This is a genomic window from Microbulbifer sp. CnH-101-G, assembly GCF_052466775.1.
The window spans coordinates 380247-396646 of the sequence record NZ_CP174292.1 but is presented as its reverse complement, the minus strand read 5'-3'; the positions used below and the strand labels follow the sequence as shown (position 1 = coordinate 396646).

The window sequence follows — 16400 nt, the reverse complement described above, 5'->3', positions numbered from 1 at the left end:
GGCAAGCCCCGGCCGCAGGTTGTGCAGGCTGGGCGCCCACCGATTATTTATCAAATTCGTCCAGGCTGTGACCGCGCATGGCGCGCTTAATCGAAGCGTCCATACGCCGTGCAGCGAAAGGCTCAGACAATTTGTTCAGGGCCTCCATACGCAGGCGGATCTCCTCTGCGTCGCCGGCATTATGAGCCAGCCGCAGAGCTTCCATAGCGTGTTCCAGCTCGCTCAACTCATGCTCTTCCAGCAACTGGGCTCCGTTTTCACGCAGGGCAACCAGCAGGCTCTCCAAGGTCCGTTCCGCCTCTACCTGGGCCTCGCGCAGGGCGCGCAGGGCGATATCCTCGGCGGCATGGGTGTAGGATTCCTGCAGCATGCGTGCAATATCCTTATCCTCCAGGCCGTAGGAAGGTTTCACCACGATATCCGCGCTGACGCCACTGCTCTTCTCCATGGCGGTCACAGAAAGCAGGCCATCCGCATCCACTTGGAATGTCACGCGGATATGGGCAGCACCCGCCACCATTGCGGGAATGCCGCGCAACTCGAAGCGGGCTAGCGAGCGGCAGTCGCTGACCAGCTCCCGCTCACCCTGCACCACGTGAATCGCCATAGCAGTTTGCCCATCTTTAAAAGTGGTGAACTCCTGAGCTTTAGACACCGGGATAGTGGTATTGCGCGCAATCAGCTTCTCGGTAAGTCCACCCATAGTCTCGAGTCCCAGAGACAGGGGGATGACATCCAGCAGCAGCAGGTCGTCATCGGACTTGTTGCCCACCAGCACATCGGCCTGCAGGGCGGCACCAATTGCCACCACTTGATCCGGATCGATCTCCGCGTGGGGCGCCCGGCCAAAATAGTCTTCAACACGTTCCCGCACCCGCAGCGTACGAGTGGAACCGCCCACCAGAACGACTTCCTGTACTTCATCCACGCCGATATCCGCATCGCGCAGGGCGCGTTTACAGGAGCGCAGAGTCTTGTCGATTAGAGGGTCCAATAGTGAAGCCATGGTTTCCCGATCGAGCACACCGGTCCAGTCCCCGTGACGAAGCTCTGCCTGCTCAACATTGGCCAGGGCTTCCTTAGCCGCACAGGCGCTATCCAGCAACCGCCGCTGGGTGGACGCATCCAGGTCGGTGCCGAGGCCCGCCTGCTCGGCAATCCAGGCAGCGATAATGCGGTCAAAGTCATCACCACCCAGTGCGGTGTCGCCGCCGGTGGCCATTACTTCGAAAACGCCGCGAGACAGACGCAGAATAGAGATATCAAAGGTGCCACCGCCCAGGTCATAGACGGCGATCACACCCTCTTCTCCCCGGTCGAGGCCGTAGGCCACCGCCGCCGCAGTGGGCTCGTTGAGCAGGCGCAGTACCTTGAGACCGGCCAGCTTGGCGGCATCTTTGGTGGCCTGGCGCTGGGCATCGTCAAAGTAGGCCGGCACGGTAATCACTGCGCCGTCGAGTTCCCCGCCGGCTTTGCCGTAAAGTGCATCGCGGCCGCGCTGGGCCAACTTCTTGAGAATTTCCGCAGACACCTGCACCGGATTGACCGGTCCGGCAGCGGTTTCGATAGTGGGCATGCCGCCATTACTATCGGAAAAATGGTAAGGCAGCTGCTCACCCAGGCTTTTCACATCCGCCACACCGCGGCCCATCAAACGCTTGATCGACAGCATGGTGTTGTAGGGATCCGCAGCGGCGCGGGCGCGGGCCTCGGCGCCAACAGTGATGCCCTCACGGCTGTAATGCACCGCCGAGGGCAGAATGACACTGCCATCCTCTGCAGCAATGGCTTCTGCCGAGCCGCTGCGCACCGTGGCCACCAGCGAGTTGGTGGTGCCCAGGTCGATGCCCACCGCATACTTGCGCTGATGGGGGTCGGGGCTCTGTCCCGGTTCAGAAATCTGCAGTAATGCCATTACTTATCTCTTCTGTCAGCGGGATTTATCGCACTGGCACTGCCTGCGCCAGATCCCGGTTTATTTTCTGATAGCGATTGTTTAATCGCCGAACAAATCGGCTTCCAGCTCTTCCACCTGCGATTGCAGCTTCACCAGAAACTGCTGCTTGCGCAGGGAGTCCTCGGCTTCGCTGAACTTGCCTGCGGCATAGGTCTCGGCAAATTGCCGCTGTTCACCGCGGTAGAGGCCATCGACCTCATCGGCAAGTTCCTCCAAAGCGACGGCGGGATTTGGCTGTTCACGTACTTCTTCGAGACGCTCGCGCAGCAGCATTTGCTGCATCAGGAATTCCGTATCGGCGGTAGTCTGCTCCGGCGGCACTTCCACTCCAGCGAGTTTGAGTAGGTAGGCGGCGCGCTGTACCGGATCGCGAAGAACCGTGTGGGCTTCATTGATCTGCGCGGCCATCTGGATAGCGAGCAGCTGTTCGCGCTCGGATTTGGAGGCGTATTTGTCCGGGTGAAATTCCCGCTGCAATTCCCTATAGCGCGCGGCCAGGGCGCTGCGATCGAGCTCAAAGGCGGGCTCTAGCCCGAATATTTCGAAATGGGTCAGGTTGGTTGCCATCTCAGTTCACCTGCCGGCACTGGGCCTTAAAAACTGGGCGGCGGCGCCCCACCCGGCGATTGCCGGGCCAATAAAAAGGCCGGTATGCACAGTGCACCCGGCCTCTCTGTAGCGGGCCACACTCAGACGTGAAAACTCTCGCCGCAGCCACACTCATTCTTAACGTTGGGGTTGGTGAAGGTAAAGCCCTCGTTGAGCCCTTCCTTGACGAAATCGAGCTGGGTACCGTCCAGGTAAACCAGGCTCTTGGGGTCCACGATCAGCTTTACATCATCCTGCTCGAACACCACGTCTTCGGCCTCTGCCGAATCGACAAATTCCAGTACATAGGCAAGGCCTGAGCACCCGGCGGTCTTCACACCCACACGAATACCGATACCTGTGCCGCGCTTGGCCAGCTGACTCTTAATATGAGCCTGAGCGGCCTCGGTCATGGTAATAGCCAAAACAATACCTTCATTACTATGGGGCTCGGGGCCCGATGGTTAACCTGCGGCGGATTCCGGCGCGTCAGCGGCTTCGGCAGACTCACCGCGCTTTTCACGGATATTGCGCACAGCGGCCTTGATCGCATCTTCCGCCAGCACGGAACAGTGAATCTTCACCGGCGGCAGGGCCAGCTCTTCGGCGATGGCAGTATTTTTGATCTGCTCCGCCTCGTCGATGGTCTTGCCTTTTACCCATTCGGTGAGCAGCGAGCTGGAGGCGATGGCAGAGCCGCAACCGTAGGTTTTGAACTTGGCATCTTCAATCACACCCGCGTCGTTCACCTGAATCTGAAGGCGCATCACGTCACCACAGGCGGGCGCGCCCACCATGCCGGTGCCCACGTTGTCCGCCTTGTCGTCCATACGTCCGACGTTGCGGGGGTGTTCGTAGTGGTCAATTACTTTATCGCTATAGGCCATGACTTTTCTCCTAACTCATGCGCGCGCTTAGTGAGCGGCCCATTCAATCTTGTTCAGGTCGACACCGTCTTTGTACATATCCCAAAGCGGCGATAATTCACGCAGTTTCTCCACCGCCTTGCGCACGGCGGCCGCTGCGGTATCCACGTCCTGCTCGCTGGTGAAGCGGCCGAAGCTGAAACGCAGTGAGCTGTGTGCCAGCTCATCGTTTACGCCCAGGGCGCGCAGCACGTAGCTGGGCTCCAGGCTCGCAGAGGTACAGGCGGAACCGGAGGAAATCGCCAGGTCACGCAGGGACATAATCAGGCTCTCGCCCTCTACAAAGGCAAAGCTGACATTCAAGTTGCCCGGAACACGCTGTTCGGCGGAACCGTTGATATGGACTTCTTCCATATCTTTGATCTGACCCCAGAAACGGTTGCGCAGGGACACCAGACGCTCGCCTTCTTGCACCATTTCTTCTTTGGCAATACGGAAGGCTTCACCCATACCCACAATTTGATGGGTGGGCAGGGTGCCGGAACGCATACCGCGCTCGTGGCCACCGCCGTGCATCTGTGCTTCCAGTCGCACGCGGGGTTTGCGGCGAACATACAGCGCGCCAATGCCTTTGGGGCCGTAAATCTTGTGGGCGGAGAAGGACATCAAATCGACCTTCATCTCTTGCAGGTCGATGGGCAGCTTGCCCGCGCTCTGCGCCGCATCCACATGGAAGATCACTTTGCGCGAACGACACAGTTCGCCGATTGCGGCGATGTCGTTGATCACACCGATCTCGTTGTTCACGTGCATCAGGCTCACCAAAATAGTGTCCTCACGCAGTGCTTCCTCAACCTGTTGCGGGGTAACAATGCCGTCTTCACGGGGATTCAGGTAGGTGACCTCGAAGCCTTCACGCTCCAGCTGGCGACAGGTGTCCAGCACTGCTTTGTGCTCGATCTTGGAGGTGATGATGTGCTTGCCACGACCCTGGTAGAAGTGCGCCGCACCCTTGATCGCCAGGTTGTCTGACTCGGTGGCACCACTGGTCCAGACGATCTCGCGGGGATCGGCATTAATCAGTTCGGCCACCTGGCGGCGGGCATTTTCCACCGCTTCCTCGGCCTTCCAGCCGTAGAGGTGGGACCGGGAAGCCGGGTTACCGAAGTTGCCTTCCATCGTCAGCTGCTCTGCCATCTTTGCAGCGACACGCGGGTCAACCGGACAGGTAGCTGAATAATCCAGGTAGATGGGAAGCTTCATAGTCATACCGTTTCCGCTCAATAATTCTCAAATATTCCGCTTTGGCCACAACCGTGGCCGATATTTACAGACCGCCGAGTACGGCGACCCGCTGTTCCGGTGCTTCACGCATATCCTGGCGGCGCGCCACTTCCTGCACCTCGGCGCGCGATACCAGATTGGCCAGACTGATACCGCTCAGGAAACCGTGAATCTGGTCGCTTAGATCGGACCAGAGGTAATGGGTCAGACACTGCTCGCCATTGGCGCAATCGGCGTTGCCGCCACAGCTGGTGGCATCCACCGATTCGTTGACCGCATCAATAATTTGAGCCACAAAAATCTCTTCGCCATCCCGGGCCAGGCGGTATCCGCCGCCGGGACCGCGCACACTGGACACCAGCCCAGACTGCCGCAGGCGGGAAAATAACTGTTCCAGGTAGGACAGGGAGATGCCCTGCCGTTTGGAAATATCTGCCAAGCTGATCGGCCCACGCTCTGCATGCAACGCCAGATCCAGCATGGCGGTTACCGCATAGCGGCCTTTGGTTGTTAAACGCATACCAGCTCCCAACTGATGTACAGCCTTTTCCGATCGGGGCGCGAGTATGAAATAACCCAGCACCTTAGTCAAGTATATAACCGAGCAAAGTACTCGGGTACTCAACCCGCTAGTCGGGGCGACCCTTACCACCAGAGCGGTGGATATAGTTCTGAATGGCGGTGAGCATGCCGCGCAGGATGCCCAACTCCATATCGTCCGGGCGCACACGACTATACAGTCGGCGCAAACGGGTCATAGTTTGGCGGGGATTGTCCGGGTCGATAAAGCCGAGTTCGCCCAGCGCCTGCTGCAGGTGATCGAAATAGAGCTCCATGTCACTGGCTTTAGCCGGTGGGCGATCCCAGTCGGCATAGCTAACAGGCTCGCCTTTTTCCGCTTCCAGTGCCGCCATACGCACTTCATAAGAGAGCACCTGCACAGCAGTTGCCAAATTTAGAGAACTGTACTCCGGGTTGGCGGGAATATGCACATGGTAATTGCACGCCTGTAGCTCTTCATTAGTGAGGCCGCGATCTTCTCGGCCAAACACCAGCGCCACCGGGTGGCTGGAGGCCTCGGCCACTGCGCGCTCGCCGCACTGGCGCGGCGTCAGCAAAGGCCAGGGGATGCGCCGCTCGCGGGCGCTGGTGGCCACCACTAAGCCGCAATCTGCCACCGCTTCTTCCAGAGTGTCCACCACCACGGCGCTATCCAGCAGCTCCGCTGCGCCGGCAGCGCGCCACACGGCATTGGCCGCAGGGAATTCCCGCGGTGCCACCAGATAGAGCTGGCTCAGGCCCATATTCTTGAGGGCGCGCGCGGCACCGCCGATATTTCCGGGATGGGCGCTGTTAACCAGAACCACGCGCACATTATCGAGCGCGCTGAGCGGAGTCGTGTCTAAAGGGGACTTGGCCATACTGAAAGTAATAATTCGGTGTCATGGGGGCGCGCGAGTGTAGCAAAAAGGAACGGGAATCCATACAATCGCGTCCGCTGCGGTTAACCCGCGGTCTGCTTTTTAACCACTTCAACCACTCAGTGCGGAATAGTTATGGAACCCATGCTAAATATTGCCCTGCGCGCGGCGCGCAAGGCCGGAGAATTGATCGAACGGGCCTGGGAGCGCGGCGACCTGATGAAATTCGAGGAAAAAGCGCGCAACGATTTCGTCACAGAAGTGGACAAGGCCAGTGAACAGGAAATTATTTACCACCTGCGCAAGGCCTACCCCAAGCACAGCATCCGCGCTGAAGAGAGCGGCCTGATCGAAGGCGCCGAGCCCGACTACGAGTGGATTATCGATCCCCTCGACGGCACCACCAACTTTATCCACGGCGTACCCCAGTTTGCGGTATCTATTGCCTGTCGCTATCGCGGCCGCATCGAGCACGCGGTGGTACTCGACCCCATCAAGCGTGAAGAATTTACCGCGAGCCGCGGCCGCGGCGCGGCCCTGAACGGCCGCCGCATCCGCGTTTCCCCACGCCAGGGTTTGCGCGGCGCGCTAATCGGCACCGGCCTACCCTTCAATGGCCCAGCTCTGGAAAACATCGACCCCTACCTGGGCGCTTTGAAAGAGATCGCCGGGCAGACTGCCGGCGTCCGCCGCCCCGGTGCCGCCGCGCTGGATCTGGCCTATGTAGCGGCCGGGCGCTTTGATGGCTTCTGGGAGATGTACCTGAATACCTGGGATATCGCGGCAGGCTCCCTGTTGGTCAAAGAGGCCGGTGGCCTGATCAGCGATTTCCGCGGTGGTGAGGACTACCTGGATTCCGGACACCTGGTGTGCGCCACCCCCAAGGTCTTCAAGCCACTGCTGCAGATCGTAGGCAAGCACCTGGGTTCTGTGCGCTAATTCCTACCCGCTCACTGGCCCGGCTGTCGTCGGGCCAGCTCTTCCCTGTTCTTGAATTAAACCGACCTTCCTGAGCGTCCAAGGGTTTCCGCCAGTACACGGGATAACTGCATAAAATCAAACTCTGCCGGCAGAACCGGGTAGCTCTCCCCATTCGGTTTTTCACCTACCAATACAAAGCGCATAGCCCTGGTGGCGATATCCTCCTGCAAAATAGACAATAGGTCGGCGGCAGACATACCCGGTACCTCACTGTGAAACAGCAGTACATCGGGGCGTTGGGTTCGCGCGATAAAAATGGCCTCCACTACATCGGTGGCAACCAGGCATTGAATCTGAGGAGTCTCCTTTAGCATCTCCCTGAGCTGATCCGCCGCAGCTGGGCGGTTATCCACAAGCAGCAGCCGCCCTTCCGGCAGCTTCGGCGGTTCCTGTGGATGGGCGGAAAAACTCATCAGGGCATCGGGCGCATCGATCATGGGAAACTCAATCCAGAAAACCGAGCCCTGCCCCTCCTGACTGTCAAAGTCGATACGCCCGCCCATAGCCTCTGTGAGGCGTCTGGCGATTGCCAAACCTACACCGGTGCCTTCGATATGGCCCTTCTCTTCTCCCAATCGATTGAAGGGTTCGAACACCTCACTGCGCCGCTCCGGCGGAATTCCCTTGCCAGTATCGAGAATACTCAGGCGCAGCCATCCCTCCGCCTGGGGAGTGAAGTTAATAATGACCCTGCCATTATCCCGATTGTATTTCACCGCGTTGCCGGCGAGATTTAGCACCACTTGTTTGTAGCGCACCGGGTCCGCGCAGATATAGGCGGACTCCCAGCCGAGGGGCTCGTAAACCAGGCTGACCCGGCGGGTCTCTGCCAGAGGTTCCAGCAGGCGTTTACACTCGGCCACTAATTCCACCGGGCGCACTGACTCCATTGAAGGGCCGAGCCGGCGGCTGTCGATGCGGGCGAGCTCCAGTACATCGCCCACCAGGTGTAATAAATGCTGACCGGCACGGCGAATCTCCCCAAGGCGCTGGCGTTGATCGGAGTTCAGACTCTGATCCAGTTCCACCATTTGGCTGTATCCCAAAATGGCGTTTAGTGGGGTGCGCAACTCGTGGCTCAGGCTGAATAAAAGATCGGCGCGGTGGGCATTTTCCTCGCGCTGCTGGTGCAATTCCCGCTCTAGGCGCGCCTGGGTCTCACGGCTTGCACTGACATCCTGCAAAATCCCGAGTACTCGCACCGGCTGGCCGCGACTGTCGAGCTGCGCCTTGCCGCGGCAACGCACCCACACCAGGCTGCCATCAGAGCGCCACAAGCGGAATTCCACATCCAGGGGCAGGCGGTCGCGCACATGGTCCAACATGGATTGCTCCACCCTGGCTATATCCTCTGTGAGGATGCGCGCCTTCCACTGCTCGGCGGCAGAGCGCCCGATACTGCGTATGGGGCTCACCTCGTAACCGAGAATTCCCCAGCAGGCGTCGTCGAGAACCATTTCATCGGCGCGTAAATCCCACTCCCACAAGCCGTCCCCAACCCCGGAAAGCGCCTGCAGTGGTCGCTCGCTGGGCAAGCTTGACAGGTAGCGCTGGGACAGAGCCTCGCTGTAGTCGGCACAAGTGCCTATAGCGATCACCTCGCTGCCGTCAGCACTGGTGGTCGCCCGCCCACAAAAACGCAGCCAGCGCAGCTGGCCGGTGATGTCATAGGCACGGAAGGCGATATCAAAATACCCCCCCTGACTGGCGATTCGGTGGCGCAGTGAGAGAATACGGTGGCGCTCATCGGAGTGAACCGGGTGCAACTCGGTACCAGACCACAGGGCCTGAAGGGCCCGATCGGCACTGTCGGCGAACAGGTGCCAGATATCCCCCTGGGCGCGCTGGGCACCGCTGTTCAAGTGCCATTCCCACAAGCCAGAATCCACATCCATCATCAGCCCCTGCAGGCGACCAGTTTGATGGGCAAGTTCCAGCGCACCCAAGGAATGCAGCTCCTCTGGAGTGGACAGCAGGAAGGGGAGATGGGGCGGGACGGGGTTTTGAGGTTCGGACACGCTTAACTCGATTCGTTGGCATTGCAGGCAAAACAAAGGGGGCCTTTATACCTAGGCGCGAATGGGGCGTCTATTTACCAGGCATTAGTGCCAATCAGAATTCCACACAGAGTCACAAAAATAAAATTTTTTTCAGACGTGAGTGTGAGGGAAGGTAGTGAGAAGAAAAAAGACCCCGCAGTGCGGGGCCGTAATCAGCGATGATGAGAGAAAACGGGAAGTTTCTCAGTGGAAACGGTTTGCCATAACCCCATGCAAACTCCCCGAAGTACGGGTCATGCGTCCCGTACACTTCTAATTTTGCAATCGGTGTGCCAAGTTTTTTTGCCGGATTTAGTGAGAACTGACCTCTCTACCCATGGATCACCCCAGGCAAGTTGACCCAACAAGTGCCAACAACCTTATTTATCGCACCAAAAAGAGGCGCCATGTGCCAGAACTCGCTTTTCTAACCAGAACTCGCCTTTCAAAAAGGGCTCGCGGACTTGCGCTACTCAGGCCAACCAATAAATTTGTGCCACAATTTTCACTGGGATGTTATTCAGCGCCAAATCTCCCTCTCAGGGCGAAGGGCTTTGTAACAGCCAATGCTAAATGTGCTGCTGATCTCCGGGGTAGAGCGGATGGGTACAGTTTCGGCAAGCAATACGGCGAAAAGAAAACGCTATTGGGCCCCTACACTTCTCTTCGCCAGCACGGGCTTCCTCGCGTTGACTGCCGTGCCTCTGTATGGGCTCGAATATGGTTACTCCTGGCAGCAATGGCTCGCCTTTATACTCATTACCGGACTGTGCGGTATATCTATCTCTGCCGGTAACCATCGCCTGTGGACTCACAGAACTTACAAAGCCCACTGGATGCTTCGCTTATGGTTTGCCCTTTTCAGCGCTGCAACCCTACAAAACACCACTTTGAACTGGTGTTCGGCACACCGGCTGCACCACCGCTATACCGACAATAATGACCTGGACCCCCACTCCTCTAAGCGGGGTCTCTGGTTTTCACACCTGGATTGGATGATGCGCGAATATCCATCAGGCAGGAAAACCTACGACAATGTCAAAGACCTTCAGCAAGACAAAATTGTGATGTGGCAGCACCGTCACTATCTGCCGATCGCCATCGGTATGAACTTTGCGATCTGCCTGATCCTCGGTCTGATTACCGGCGATATTATCGCCATGTTTTTACTGGCGGGCGTGTTGCGTATGGTGGTCAATCACCATGCCGCTTTTGCCCTCAACTCTTTCGGGCACCGCTGGGGCAAAAGAAAATTTAAGGGCGATATTTCCGCTCGGGACAACCCTATTATCAATATCTTTGCTTTTGGCGAGGGCTATCACAATTACCATCATGCCTTTCCCGCAGACTATCGCAATGGCGTTGGTTGGTTTGCCTACGATCCGACCAAATGGCTGATAAAAAGCCTCAGCTGGCTCGGCATCACCTGGCAGCTGAGAGCTGCCACAAAGCTACAGATTTATAGAGCAACTCAGGAGGTGGAAATTGAACGGGCCGAACAGCAACTGGAGAAACTAGCGACACAGGATCAGCAATACTGGCGCGAACTATTACAGCGAGAGCGCCAGGATTTCTGTGAAATATTCGATCGCTGGCAAGCATTAATGACCCAGCGTCGCGCCATAGACCCAGATAACGCCTCGGGAAGATGGAAGCTGGCGACTATTCAAACACAAATTCGCGAGCTGAAATTCCGGCTAAAAATGCAGAGCGAACGCCTGCGACTCATGATGCGCCAGCTCCCCCTGAGCCCCGCAACGACAGGCTAGGCCGGGCTCTGGATTTGGCTTAGTTAGCTGCCGTGACTCCACCAGGTTGGCGAGGCGCCACAAGGGGGAAAGGCTTGATTGCTGGCCATCAAGAACCCTCTGCGCCTCCTCCCAATAATTATCTATATTCTCTGAGTACCGTTATGCAAGTACCGTTATGCAAGTACCGTTATGTAAGTATCGTTATGTGAGTACCTTTATGTTTGTAGCCGGGAACTACTCCCAGGAATACACCGCTAAGTACCTTAATAGAAAAACTGCGCCACCCAAATAAGGGGCTTCCCCGAGACCGTTTCACAGACAGGCTCGAAATATGAATAACGCTTCGTCGACATCCACAACCAAACGCAAATGCTTTTGGGTCCCCACAGTGCTGTTTGCCAGTACAGGCTTCCTGGCCCTGACCGCCGTGCCCATCTACGGGCTGATGGTTGGATATCACTGGTACCAGTGGCTCGCCTTCGCTCTATTAGCCGCCTTGTGCAGTCTTTCAGTGACAGCGGGTAATCACCGGCTCTGGTCTCACAAGAGCTACAAAGCCCACTGGTCGCTACGCCTGTTCTTTGCCTTATTCAGCGCGGCTGCCCTGCAAAACTCTACCCTGACCTGGTGTGCCGCCCACCGCTTACACCACCGACATATTGACGACAATGATCGCGACCCCTACTCGGCGATGCGCGGCTTTTGGTTTTCCCATATCGACTGGATGATGCACGAGTATCCGAGCAGTCATCTCGATTACAAAAATGTCGAGGACCTGAAGCGGGACAAGATCGTGATGTGGCAACACAATCACTATATCCCCATCACCCTCTCCATGAATCTGGGCATTCCCATCGTACTGGGGCTCCTCACTGGAGACCTGATAGGTATACTTTTGCTCGCAGGAATACTGCGTATCGTAGTCAACCATCACACAACATTTCTGGTGAACTCCCTCGCCCACATGTGGGGCAAGCGCCCTTATAAAAACGATATCAGTGCGAGGGATAATCTCTTTCTCAACCTGTTTGTATTTGGCGAGGGATACCACAACTATCACCACGCCTTTCAGACCGACTACCGCAATGGCATCCACTGGTATCAATACGACCCAACCAAGTGGCTAATAAAGCTACTGAGCTGGGTTGGCATTACCCGCGACCTGAAAACTCCTCCTGCGGTGCAGATACAAAAAGCCAAGCTGGCAGTGCAGTTCAGCCAGGCGAAGGAAAAGCTCGGGGGTAGCGCGCACAGGGAGGACTGGTTAAAGCTATTGGAGAACGAGGCCATACAGTTTGCCAGGGCACTGGAAAACTGGAAAAACCTGCAGTTACAGCGCGCCCACTGCCGCGGGGATCGAATCGCAGAAAAGTGGCGCTCACTGGCCATTCAAAGCAAGATTAAAGAACTGGAATTCAGTTTGAAAATGCAAAGCCGGCGCCTGAGCAGGCTGATAAAGCAGTGCCAGTCGGATTCAGCTACATCCTCCTGACACACCGCTTGCGAAAAGAATAAAACTGGTAGCGAATGCGCGCAGCCGAATAGATTAAAGGGTTTTTTCCGCAGCGAATTCACGCATGGAAAATGCCACCCGCTCGTCGACTTTTTTCTCGTGCATTTCCTCGTCCAGCCCCTCGATAAAACGCAGGCGCTGGCGCAAACCGACGCCGTTAGCCACCTGAATGGCGAGGCCTGGACGAGCATTGGCTTCGAGCAGCAGCGGACCGCGCTCGCGATCCAGAACGATATCGCAACCGAGATAACCAAGGCCGGTCATTTCGTAGCAGCTTGCCGCTAAGCGCACTAGATCGTACCAACCGGGGACTTTCAACTCACCGAAAGACATCTTCGTATCCGGGTGGTGCTGGATACGCAAGCCGCGCTGAACCGCGTGGCAGCTTTTGCCCGTGGCCAGGTCAATACCCACCCCCACAGCTCCCTGGTGCAAATTGGCCTTGCCATCGGAGCTATGAGTGGAGCAGCGCAACATCGCCATTACCGGGTAGCCACGGAATACGATCACACGAATATCCGGCACCCCCTCAAAGGAGTAATCCTGGAAGATGGGATCGAAATCCACCAGCGCTTCCACCATCACCCGGTCGGGCTTACCGCCGAGACTGTAGAGGCCACTGTGGATATTGTTGACATGGCGCAAGATATCCAGGGCTTCAATTTGAGAGCCGGAAATCTTCTTGTACTTTTCCCCTTCGCGCCCGGCAATGACCAGGATGCCTTTTCCCCCAGAGCCACGCGCAGGCTTGATCACAAACTTCCACAGGGGATCAATCACTTCCATCACACGCTTGCGGCTGGCCGGGGTTTCAAAAGCCGCGATCAACTCCGGCACCGGAATTCCCGCGCGCTTGGCCGCACGTTTGGTATTAAGTTTGTCATCGACAATGGGGAATTTTTCCCGGTCGTTGTAGCGCGCAATGTAGTTAATGTTGCGCGCATTCATGCCGAGAATGCCCATCCTGTTCAAGGCCAGCGGCGAAACGATACCGCCGCGGACCTTGTTAATGATGTGCTTGAATGAGAACTGCAGCATCGCTATCCCCTACTTGACCAACGGCCGGAAACGCATCAGCTCGCTAAGGCGATAGCCGGTGTAGTTACCCACAACCAGGATAAAGGCCAGCAGTACCAGCAGCAGCTCTGGGAAATTAAAGGTCCAGTGCTCCACATAGCGGTTAGTCATCACCCACCAAGCCAACACTGCCACCAACAGGCTGCCGCCGGCTTGCACCACCACCTCGTAGGGACCATCTTCTTCCCACACGATGGACATGCGCTCAATGGTCCAGGCCAGAATAATCATCGGGAAGAAGGTCACCGTCAGCGCCTGCTCGATACCGAGCTTATAACTGACCACACTGATCACTCCCATAATCAACACCACCGTGACCACCACGGCGGCGATCCTCGACACAAGGAGCAAATTAAGCCGACTCAGATAGAAGCGCACCCACAGGCCGAGCACCAAGATCAAAACGAAAATTGCCAGGCCGGTAAACAGCTGAGTTTCAATGAAAGCAATCGCCAACAATACCGGCATAAAAGTACCGGAGGTGCGCAGCCCAACAAAGATACGCAACAGTACCACCACCAGAGCACCCACCGGCACCAGCAGGATCAATTTAAAGATGCTCTGCTGCTCGATAGGCAAGCTGTAGATGGAGAAATCCACCAGCGCCTCTTTCTCACCCTGCGTGCTGCGCATAGAAACATCCCGTGCGGGCACGTCGTTGGAAATCACCGAGAAGGTCACCTGCGAATTGCGGCCACCCTCCAGATCGAGCAGGCTCTTGCCGCCGCGCTGCCAGATAAAGAAATTGTCGGGAATGCCTGGCAAGCCGCTAGTGGGTTCAAACACAATCCAGCGCTGGCCGTCATACACCTCAAGCAGGTCCTCTGGATCGAGGCGGCGGCGGTCGTCCTCTAAATAGAGACCGCGGATGCGGTGGGCGGGAATATCGGCGGTGGCGAGCATCAGCAGAGCCACATCCACCAGGGATTTATCGGCGTAGTGGCGGAAAACCAGGTTGCGATCCTGGTTGCCATCGTCATTCAACTCAAACAGCAACTGGGTAGTAAAGGACTCCACATCAGAGGAGCGTTCGCGGGCCTGCTTCACCAAGGAATCGATGGCTAGGCGCACGGCTTCCTGCTCACGCGCACCGAGGAAGGGTTTCTTCACCTCAGTGCTGAGGTTCAGAGGCTGCTCCAGCGCCGCACCGGGCGTCTGATAGACATCAAGGCGGTAGAAGAGGGACTGGGAGCCCTCGGCGGAGCGACGCGTCCACACCGCCCGATACTCATCATTTTCCCGGGCGATAAAAAAGCCAAAACCGGAGGAACTGAAAGTTTCCCCAAGAATTTCCATATTGCGCTGCTCGCGGGGCAGCGTTAACGCCGCTTTGACCGGACCGCCTTCGGCAACGAAGCCCACCTTGGCTTCGATAGTCCAAACGGTGCGGTATTCACCCGGCAACAGTGGAAAACCCAATTCAAAATGTTTGTAAGCGGTGAGACCCGCTCCGATCAATGCGAGCAGTGCCGCAATAACATAAACTTGAACGCGCGGCGACATTCGCCCTTCCCCATAAATCTATGGTTCCAAAGGGAACCTAACTGTATATGCAATAAGCGGTCTATTTATTCCCGAACACTCGAGGTTGCCCCTGGATATTGCGCCGGCTCACATCGACAACCGCAGCATCCTTTAGGAAGTTGCGGCCCAGTACCATCATAATATCGTTGCCGCCCTCATCGGTCAGGCTAACCTCGACCATATGGGTAACCTCACCCACAGTCAGGTTCATTTCCACCACCGGGCGACGCTGGCTCGGAAAGCCGACACGGTTCGCGCGGATATGGCGCTGAATAGGCAGCTCTATGGAAGAGGTTTTGGCTTTGCCATCTACTTCCGGCAGTGCCAATTCGATTCTGATCCAGTCTTCACCGTCGCGCTCGAAGCGTGTCAAAGTCTGCGCGCGCAAGGTGGTTGTCGGTGCGCCGGTATCCACAACAGACTCAATAACCAGGCCTGAGGGTTCGATGGAGATTTCCTCTACCGCTCCGAGAACCAGTTTGTCTTTGGCGACGGGCACTTCGACTACTTTTTCAACAGTTCGTTCGACGACCTTCTCAACAACCCTGACCTCAGGCTCTGCACAAATCACCTCTACAGGCTCTGGGCACTGCAGTATTTCTCCCTGAGGTTGTCCCGGTTGCGCAGCAGTGGGCTCAGCCCCCTGCTGGTTCTGTTCGGGATACATCAGCGACTTGCAGCCCACTAGTAACTGGACCACCACCAATAACCACAGAAGGGAAAATTTCTGCATCCTAACAATTACCTCTTGCCCCATTAGCATTCAAATCCGACCACGCCGTCTGCGCAGCGTTCACGGTTGCAAGCGCAGAAATTCCTCCCCACGCAAACAAAAAGTCGATATTAGCCTATGAAAGAGCCCGGTGAACAGGGATGTTCCTACCGTCGAGCGATGCAAGCGCGACAATGTGACACGCGCCAGATCTTGAGAATTCGGTTGCTAGGCGTGAATCGTTACCGGTTGGGAGGTATTTGAAGATAGCCGAAAAGAAGCCTCGGCGCCCTGCGGGTAGGCGCCGGACAGAGGTACTCAACCGCGCTGTAAGCGCTCGTCGATGCCCTTAAGGATAATGACCAGGGTCTCGGCACCACCGCGGTCCTTAAAAAACTCCTCAGCAATCGGCGCTATACCGCACTGTTGCGGTAGCGGCATCTCCCCCTCAATCAGCTGGCGCATACGCGGCAGGAAAATGAACTGCAGCCATTGGGGCAGAGTCAGGGTGTCGACACAGAAAGGTTCAGTACTGGCCAGGGCTTCCGCCGTTGGGGCATCCTCCTGCCACAGGGCCATGCGACGCAACTCCGCCTCGAGCTGCAACAGTTGATCGGCGACTTCAAAGTAAATAGCTTGCATAAATCCAATACCTGGGACCGCCTTAGCGGCGGTGTGTGATTCCAG

15 protein-coding genes are annotated in these 16400 nt (G+C 56.9%); 3 read left to right on the top strand and 12 right to left on the bottom strand.

What is annotated here, in order from left to right:
- Positions 1 to 43 precede the first annotated feature (43 nt).
- The 7 genes from hscA to trmJ form a co-directional block, all read right to left on the bottom strand.
- A complete protein-coding gene (hscA, locus tag ACJJID_RS01925; RefSeq protein WP_444921250.1) occupies positions 44 to 1915 on the bottom strand; it encodes a Fe-S protein assembly chaperone HscA in 1872 nt (623 codons plus the stop codon).
- A gap of 81 nt (positions 1916 to 1996) precedes the next feature.
- Positions 1997 to 2524 (bottom strand): Fe-S protein assembly co-chaperone HscB, encoded by a 528-nt coding sequence (hscB, locus tag ACJJID_RS01920; RefSeq protein ID WP_152451917.1) that lies wholly within the window; start codon positions 2522 to 2524, stop codon positions 1997 to 1999.
- Between the two features lie 122 nt (positions 2525 to 2646).
- The gene (iscA, locus tag ACJJID_RS01915) at positions 2647 to 2958 is read right to left on the bottom strand and encodes an iron-sulfur cluster assembly protein IscA (RefSeq protein ID WP_444921249.1); all 312 of its coding nucleotides are present in this window, start codon (positions 2956 to 2958) and stop codon (positions 2647 to 2649) included.
- Between the two features lie 51 nt (positions 2959 to 3009).
- Positions 3010 to 3432: a Fe-S cluster assembly scaffold IscU gene (gene iscU, locus ACJJID_RS01910; protein WP_252084807.1), complete on the bottom strand. Its 423-nt coding sequence runs from the start codon at positions 3430 to 3432 to the stop codon at positions 3010 to 3012.
- A gap of 27 nt (positions 3433 to 3459) precedes the next feature.
- Entirely contained in the window at positions 3460 to 4674 is a 1215-nt protein-coding gene (locus ACJJID_RS01905; protein WP_444922594.1) for an IscS subfamily cysteine desulfurase, read from the bottom strand.
- Between the two features lie 64 nt (positions 4675 to 4738).
- The gene (gene iscR, locus ACJJID_RS01900; RefSeq protein WP_152451911.1) at positions 4739 to 5215 is read right to left on the bottom strand and encodes a Fe-S cluster assembly transcriptional regulator IscR; all 477 of its coding nucleotides are present in this window, start codon (positions 5213 to 5215) and stop codon (positions 4739 to 4741) included.
- 109 nt (positions 5216 to 5324) lie between these two features.
- Entirely contained in the window at positions 5325 to 6116 is a 792-nt protein-coding gene (gene trmJ / locus ACJJID_RS01895; protein ID WP_444921248.1) for a tRNA (cytosine(32)/uridine(32)-2'-O)-methyltransferase TrmJ, read from the bottom strand.
- Between the two features lie 135 nt (positions 6117 to 6251).
- On the opposite strand from trmJ, the gene ACJJID_RS01890 reads away from it, so the two are divergent.
- A complete protein-coding gene (locus tag ACJJID_RS01890) occupies positions 6252 to 7055 on the top strand; it encodes an inositol monophosphatase family protein (RefSeq protein ID WP_444921247.1) in 804 nt (267 codons plus the stop codon).
- 56 nt (positions 7056 to 7111) lie between these two features.
- Here ACJJID_RS01890 and ACJJID_RS01885 read toward each other — a convergent pair whose 3' ends face one another.
- Positions 7112 to 9115 carry an ATP-binding protein gene (locus ACJJID_RS01885; RefSeq protein ID WP_444921246.1) on the bottom strand — a complete coding sequence of 668 codons (2004 nt, stop codon included), beginning with the start codon at positions 9113 to 9115 and terminating at the stop codon, positions 7112 to 7114.
- Between the two features lie 587 nt (positions 9116 to 9702).
- Between ACJJID_RS01885 and ACJJID_RS01880 the strand changes: the two genes are divergently transcribed.
- Complete coding sequence (locus ACJJID_RS01880; RefSeq protein ID WP_444921245.1) at positions 9703 to 10905, top strand: fatty acid desaturase; 1203 nt, start codon at positions 9703 to 9705, stop codon at positions 10903 to 10905.
- A gap of 313 nt (positions 10906 to 11218) precedes the next feature.
- Positions 11219 to 12379: an acyl-CoA desaturase gene (locus ACJJID_RS01875; protein ID WP_444921244.1), complete on the top strand. Its 1161-nt coding sequence runs from the start codon at positions 11219 to 11221 to the stop codon at positions 12377 to 12379.
- A gap of 54 nt (positions 12380 to 12433) precedes the next feature.
- Here ACJJID_RS01875 and ACJJID_RS01870 read toward each other — a convergent pair whose 3' ends face one another.
- The 4 genes from ACJJID_RS01870 to ACJJID_RS01855 all read right to left on the bottom strand — a co-directional run bounded on the left by ACJJID_RS01870 (position 12434) and on the right by ACJJID_RS01855 (position 16355).
- A complete protein-coding gene (locus ACJJID_RS01870; protein ID WP_444921243.1) occupies positions 12434 to 13438 on the bottom strand; it encodes an alpha-L-glutamate ligase-like protein in 1005 nt (334 codons plus the stop codon).
- Positions 13439 to 13447: 9 nt separating this feature from the next.
- Positions 13448 to 14980, bottom strand: coding sequence for an inactive transglutaminase family protein (locus ACJJID_RS01865; RefSeq protein ID WP_444921242.1), 1533 nt, complete (start codon positions 14978 to 14980; stop codon positions 13448 to 13450).
- Between the two features lie 61 nt (positions 14981 to 15041).
- The gene (locus ACJJID_RS01860) at positions 15042 to 15734 is read right to left on the bottom strand and encodes an ATP-dependent zinc protease family protein (protein ID WP_444921241.1); all 693 of its coding nucleotides are present in this window, start codon (positions 15732 to 15734) and stop codon (positions 15042 to 15044) included.
- Between the two features lie 297 nt (positions 15735 to 16031).
- A complete protein-coding gene (locus ACJJID_RS01855; RefSeq protein WP_444921240.1) occupies positions 16032 to 16355 on the bottom strand; it encodes a YqcC family protein in 324 nt (107 codons plus the stop codon).
- Positions 16356 to 16400 lie beyond the last annotated feature (45 nt).

Coding starts and splice junctions, on each gene's coding strand:
- hscA (WP_444921250.1), bottom strand. CDS start 1,915: ATGGCATTACTGCAGATTTCTGAACCGGGACAGAGCCCCGACCCCCAT.
- hscB (WP_152451917.1), bottom strand. CDS start 2,524: ATGGCAACCAACCTGACCCATTTCGAAATATTCGGGCTAGAGCCCGCC.
- iscA (WP_444921249.1), bottom strand. CDS start 2,958: ATGACCGAGGCCGCTCAGGCTCATATTAAGAGTCAGCTGGCCAAGCGC.
- iscU (WP_252084807.1), bottom strand. CDS start 3,432: ATGGCCTATAGCGATAAAGTAATTGACCACTACGAACACCCCCGCAAC.
- ACJJID_RS01905 (WP_444922594.1), bottom strand. CDS start 4,674: ATGAAGCTTCCCATCTACCTGGATTATTCAGCTACCTGTCCGGTTGAC.
- iscR (WP_152451911.1), bottom strand. CDS start 5,215: ATGCGTTTAACAACCAAAGGCCGCTATGCGGTAACCGCCATGCTGGAT.
- trmJ (WP_444921248.1), bottom strand. CDS start 6,116: ATGGCCAAGTCCCCTTTAGACACGACTCCGCTCAGCGCGCTCGATAAT.
- ACJJID_RS01890 (WP_444921247.1), top strand. CDS start 6,252: ATGGAACCCATGCTAAATATTGCCCTGCGCGCGGCGCGCAAGGCCGGA.
- ACJJID_RS01880 (WP_444921245.1), top strand. CDS start 9,703: ATGCTAAATGTGCTGCTGATCTCCGGGGTAGAGCGGATGGGTACAGTT.
- ACJJID_RS01875 (WP_444921244.1), top strand. CDS start 11,219: ATGAATAACGCTTCGTCGACATCCACAACCAAACGCAAATGCTTTTGG.
- ACJJID_RS01870 (WP_444921243.1), bottom strand. CDS start 13,438: ATGCTGCAGTTCTCATTCAAGCACATCATTAACAAGGTCCGCGGCGGT.
- ACJJID_RS01865 (WP_444921242.1), bottom strand. CDS start 14,980: ATGTCGCCGCGCGTTCAAGTTTATGTTATTGCGGCACTGCTCGCATTG.
- ACJJID_RS01860 (WP_444921241.1), bottom strand. CDS start 15,734: ATGCAGAAATTTTCCCTTCTGTGGTTATTGGTGGTGGTCCAGTTACTA.
- ACJJID_RS01855 (WP_444921240.1), bottom strand. CDS start 16,355: ATGCAAGCTATTTACTTTGAAGTCGCCGATCAACTGTTGCAGCTCGAG.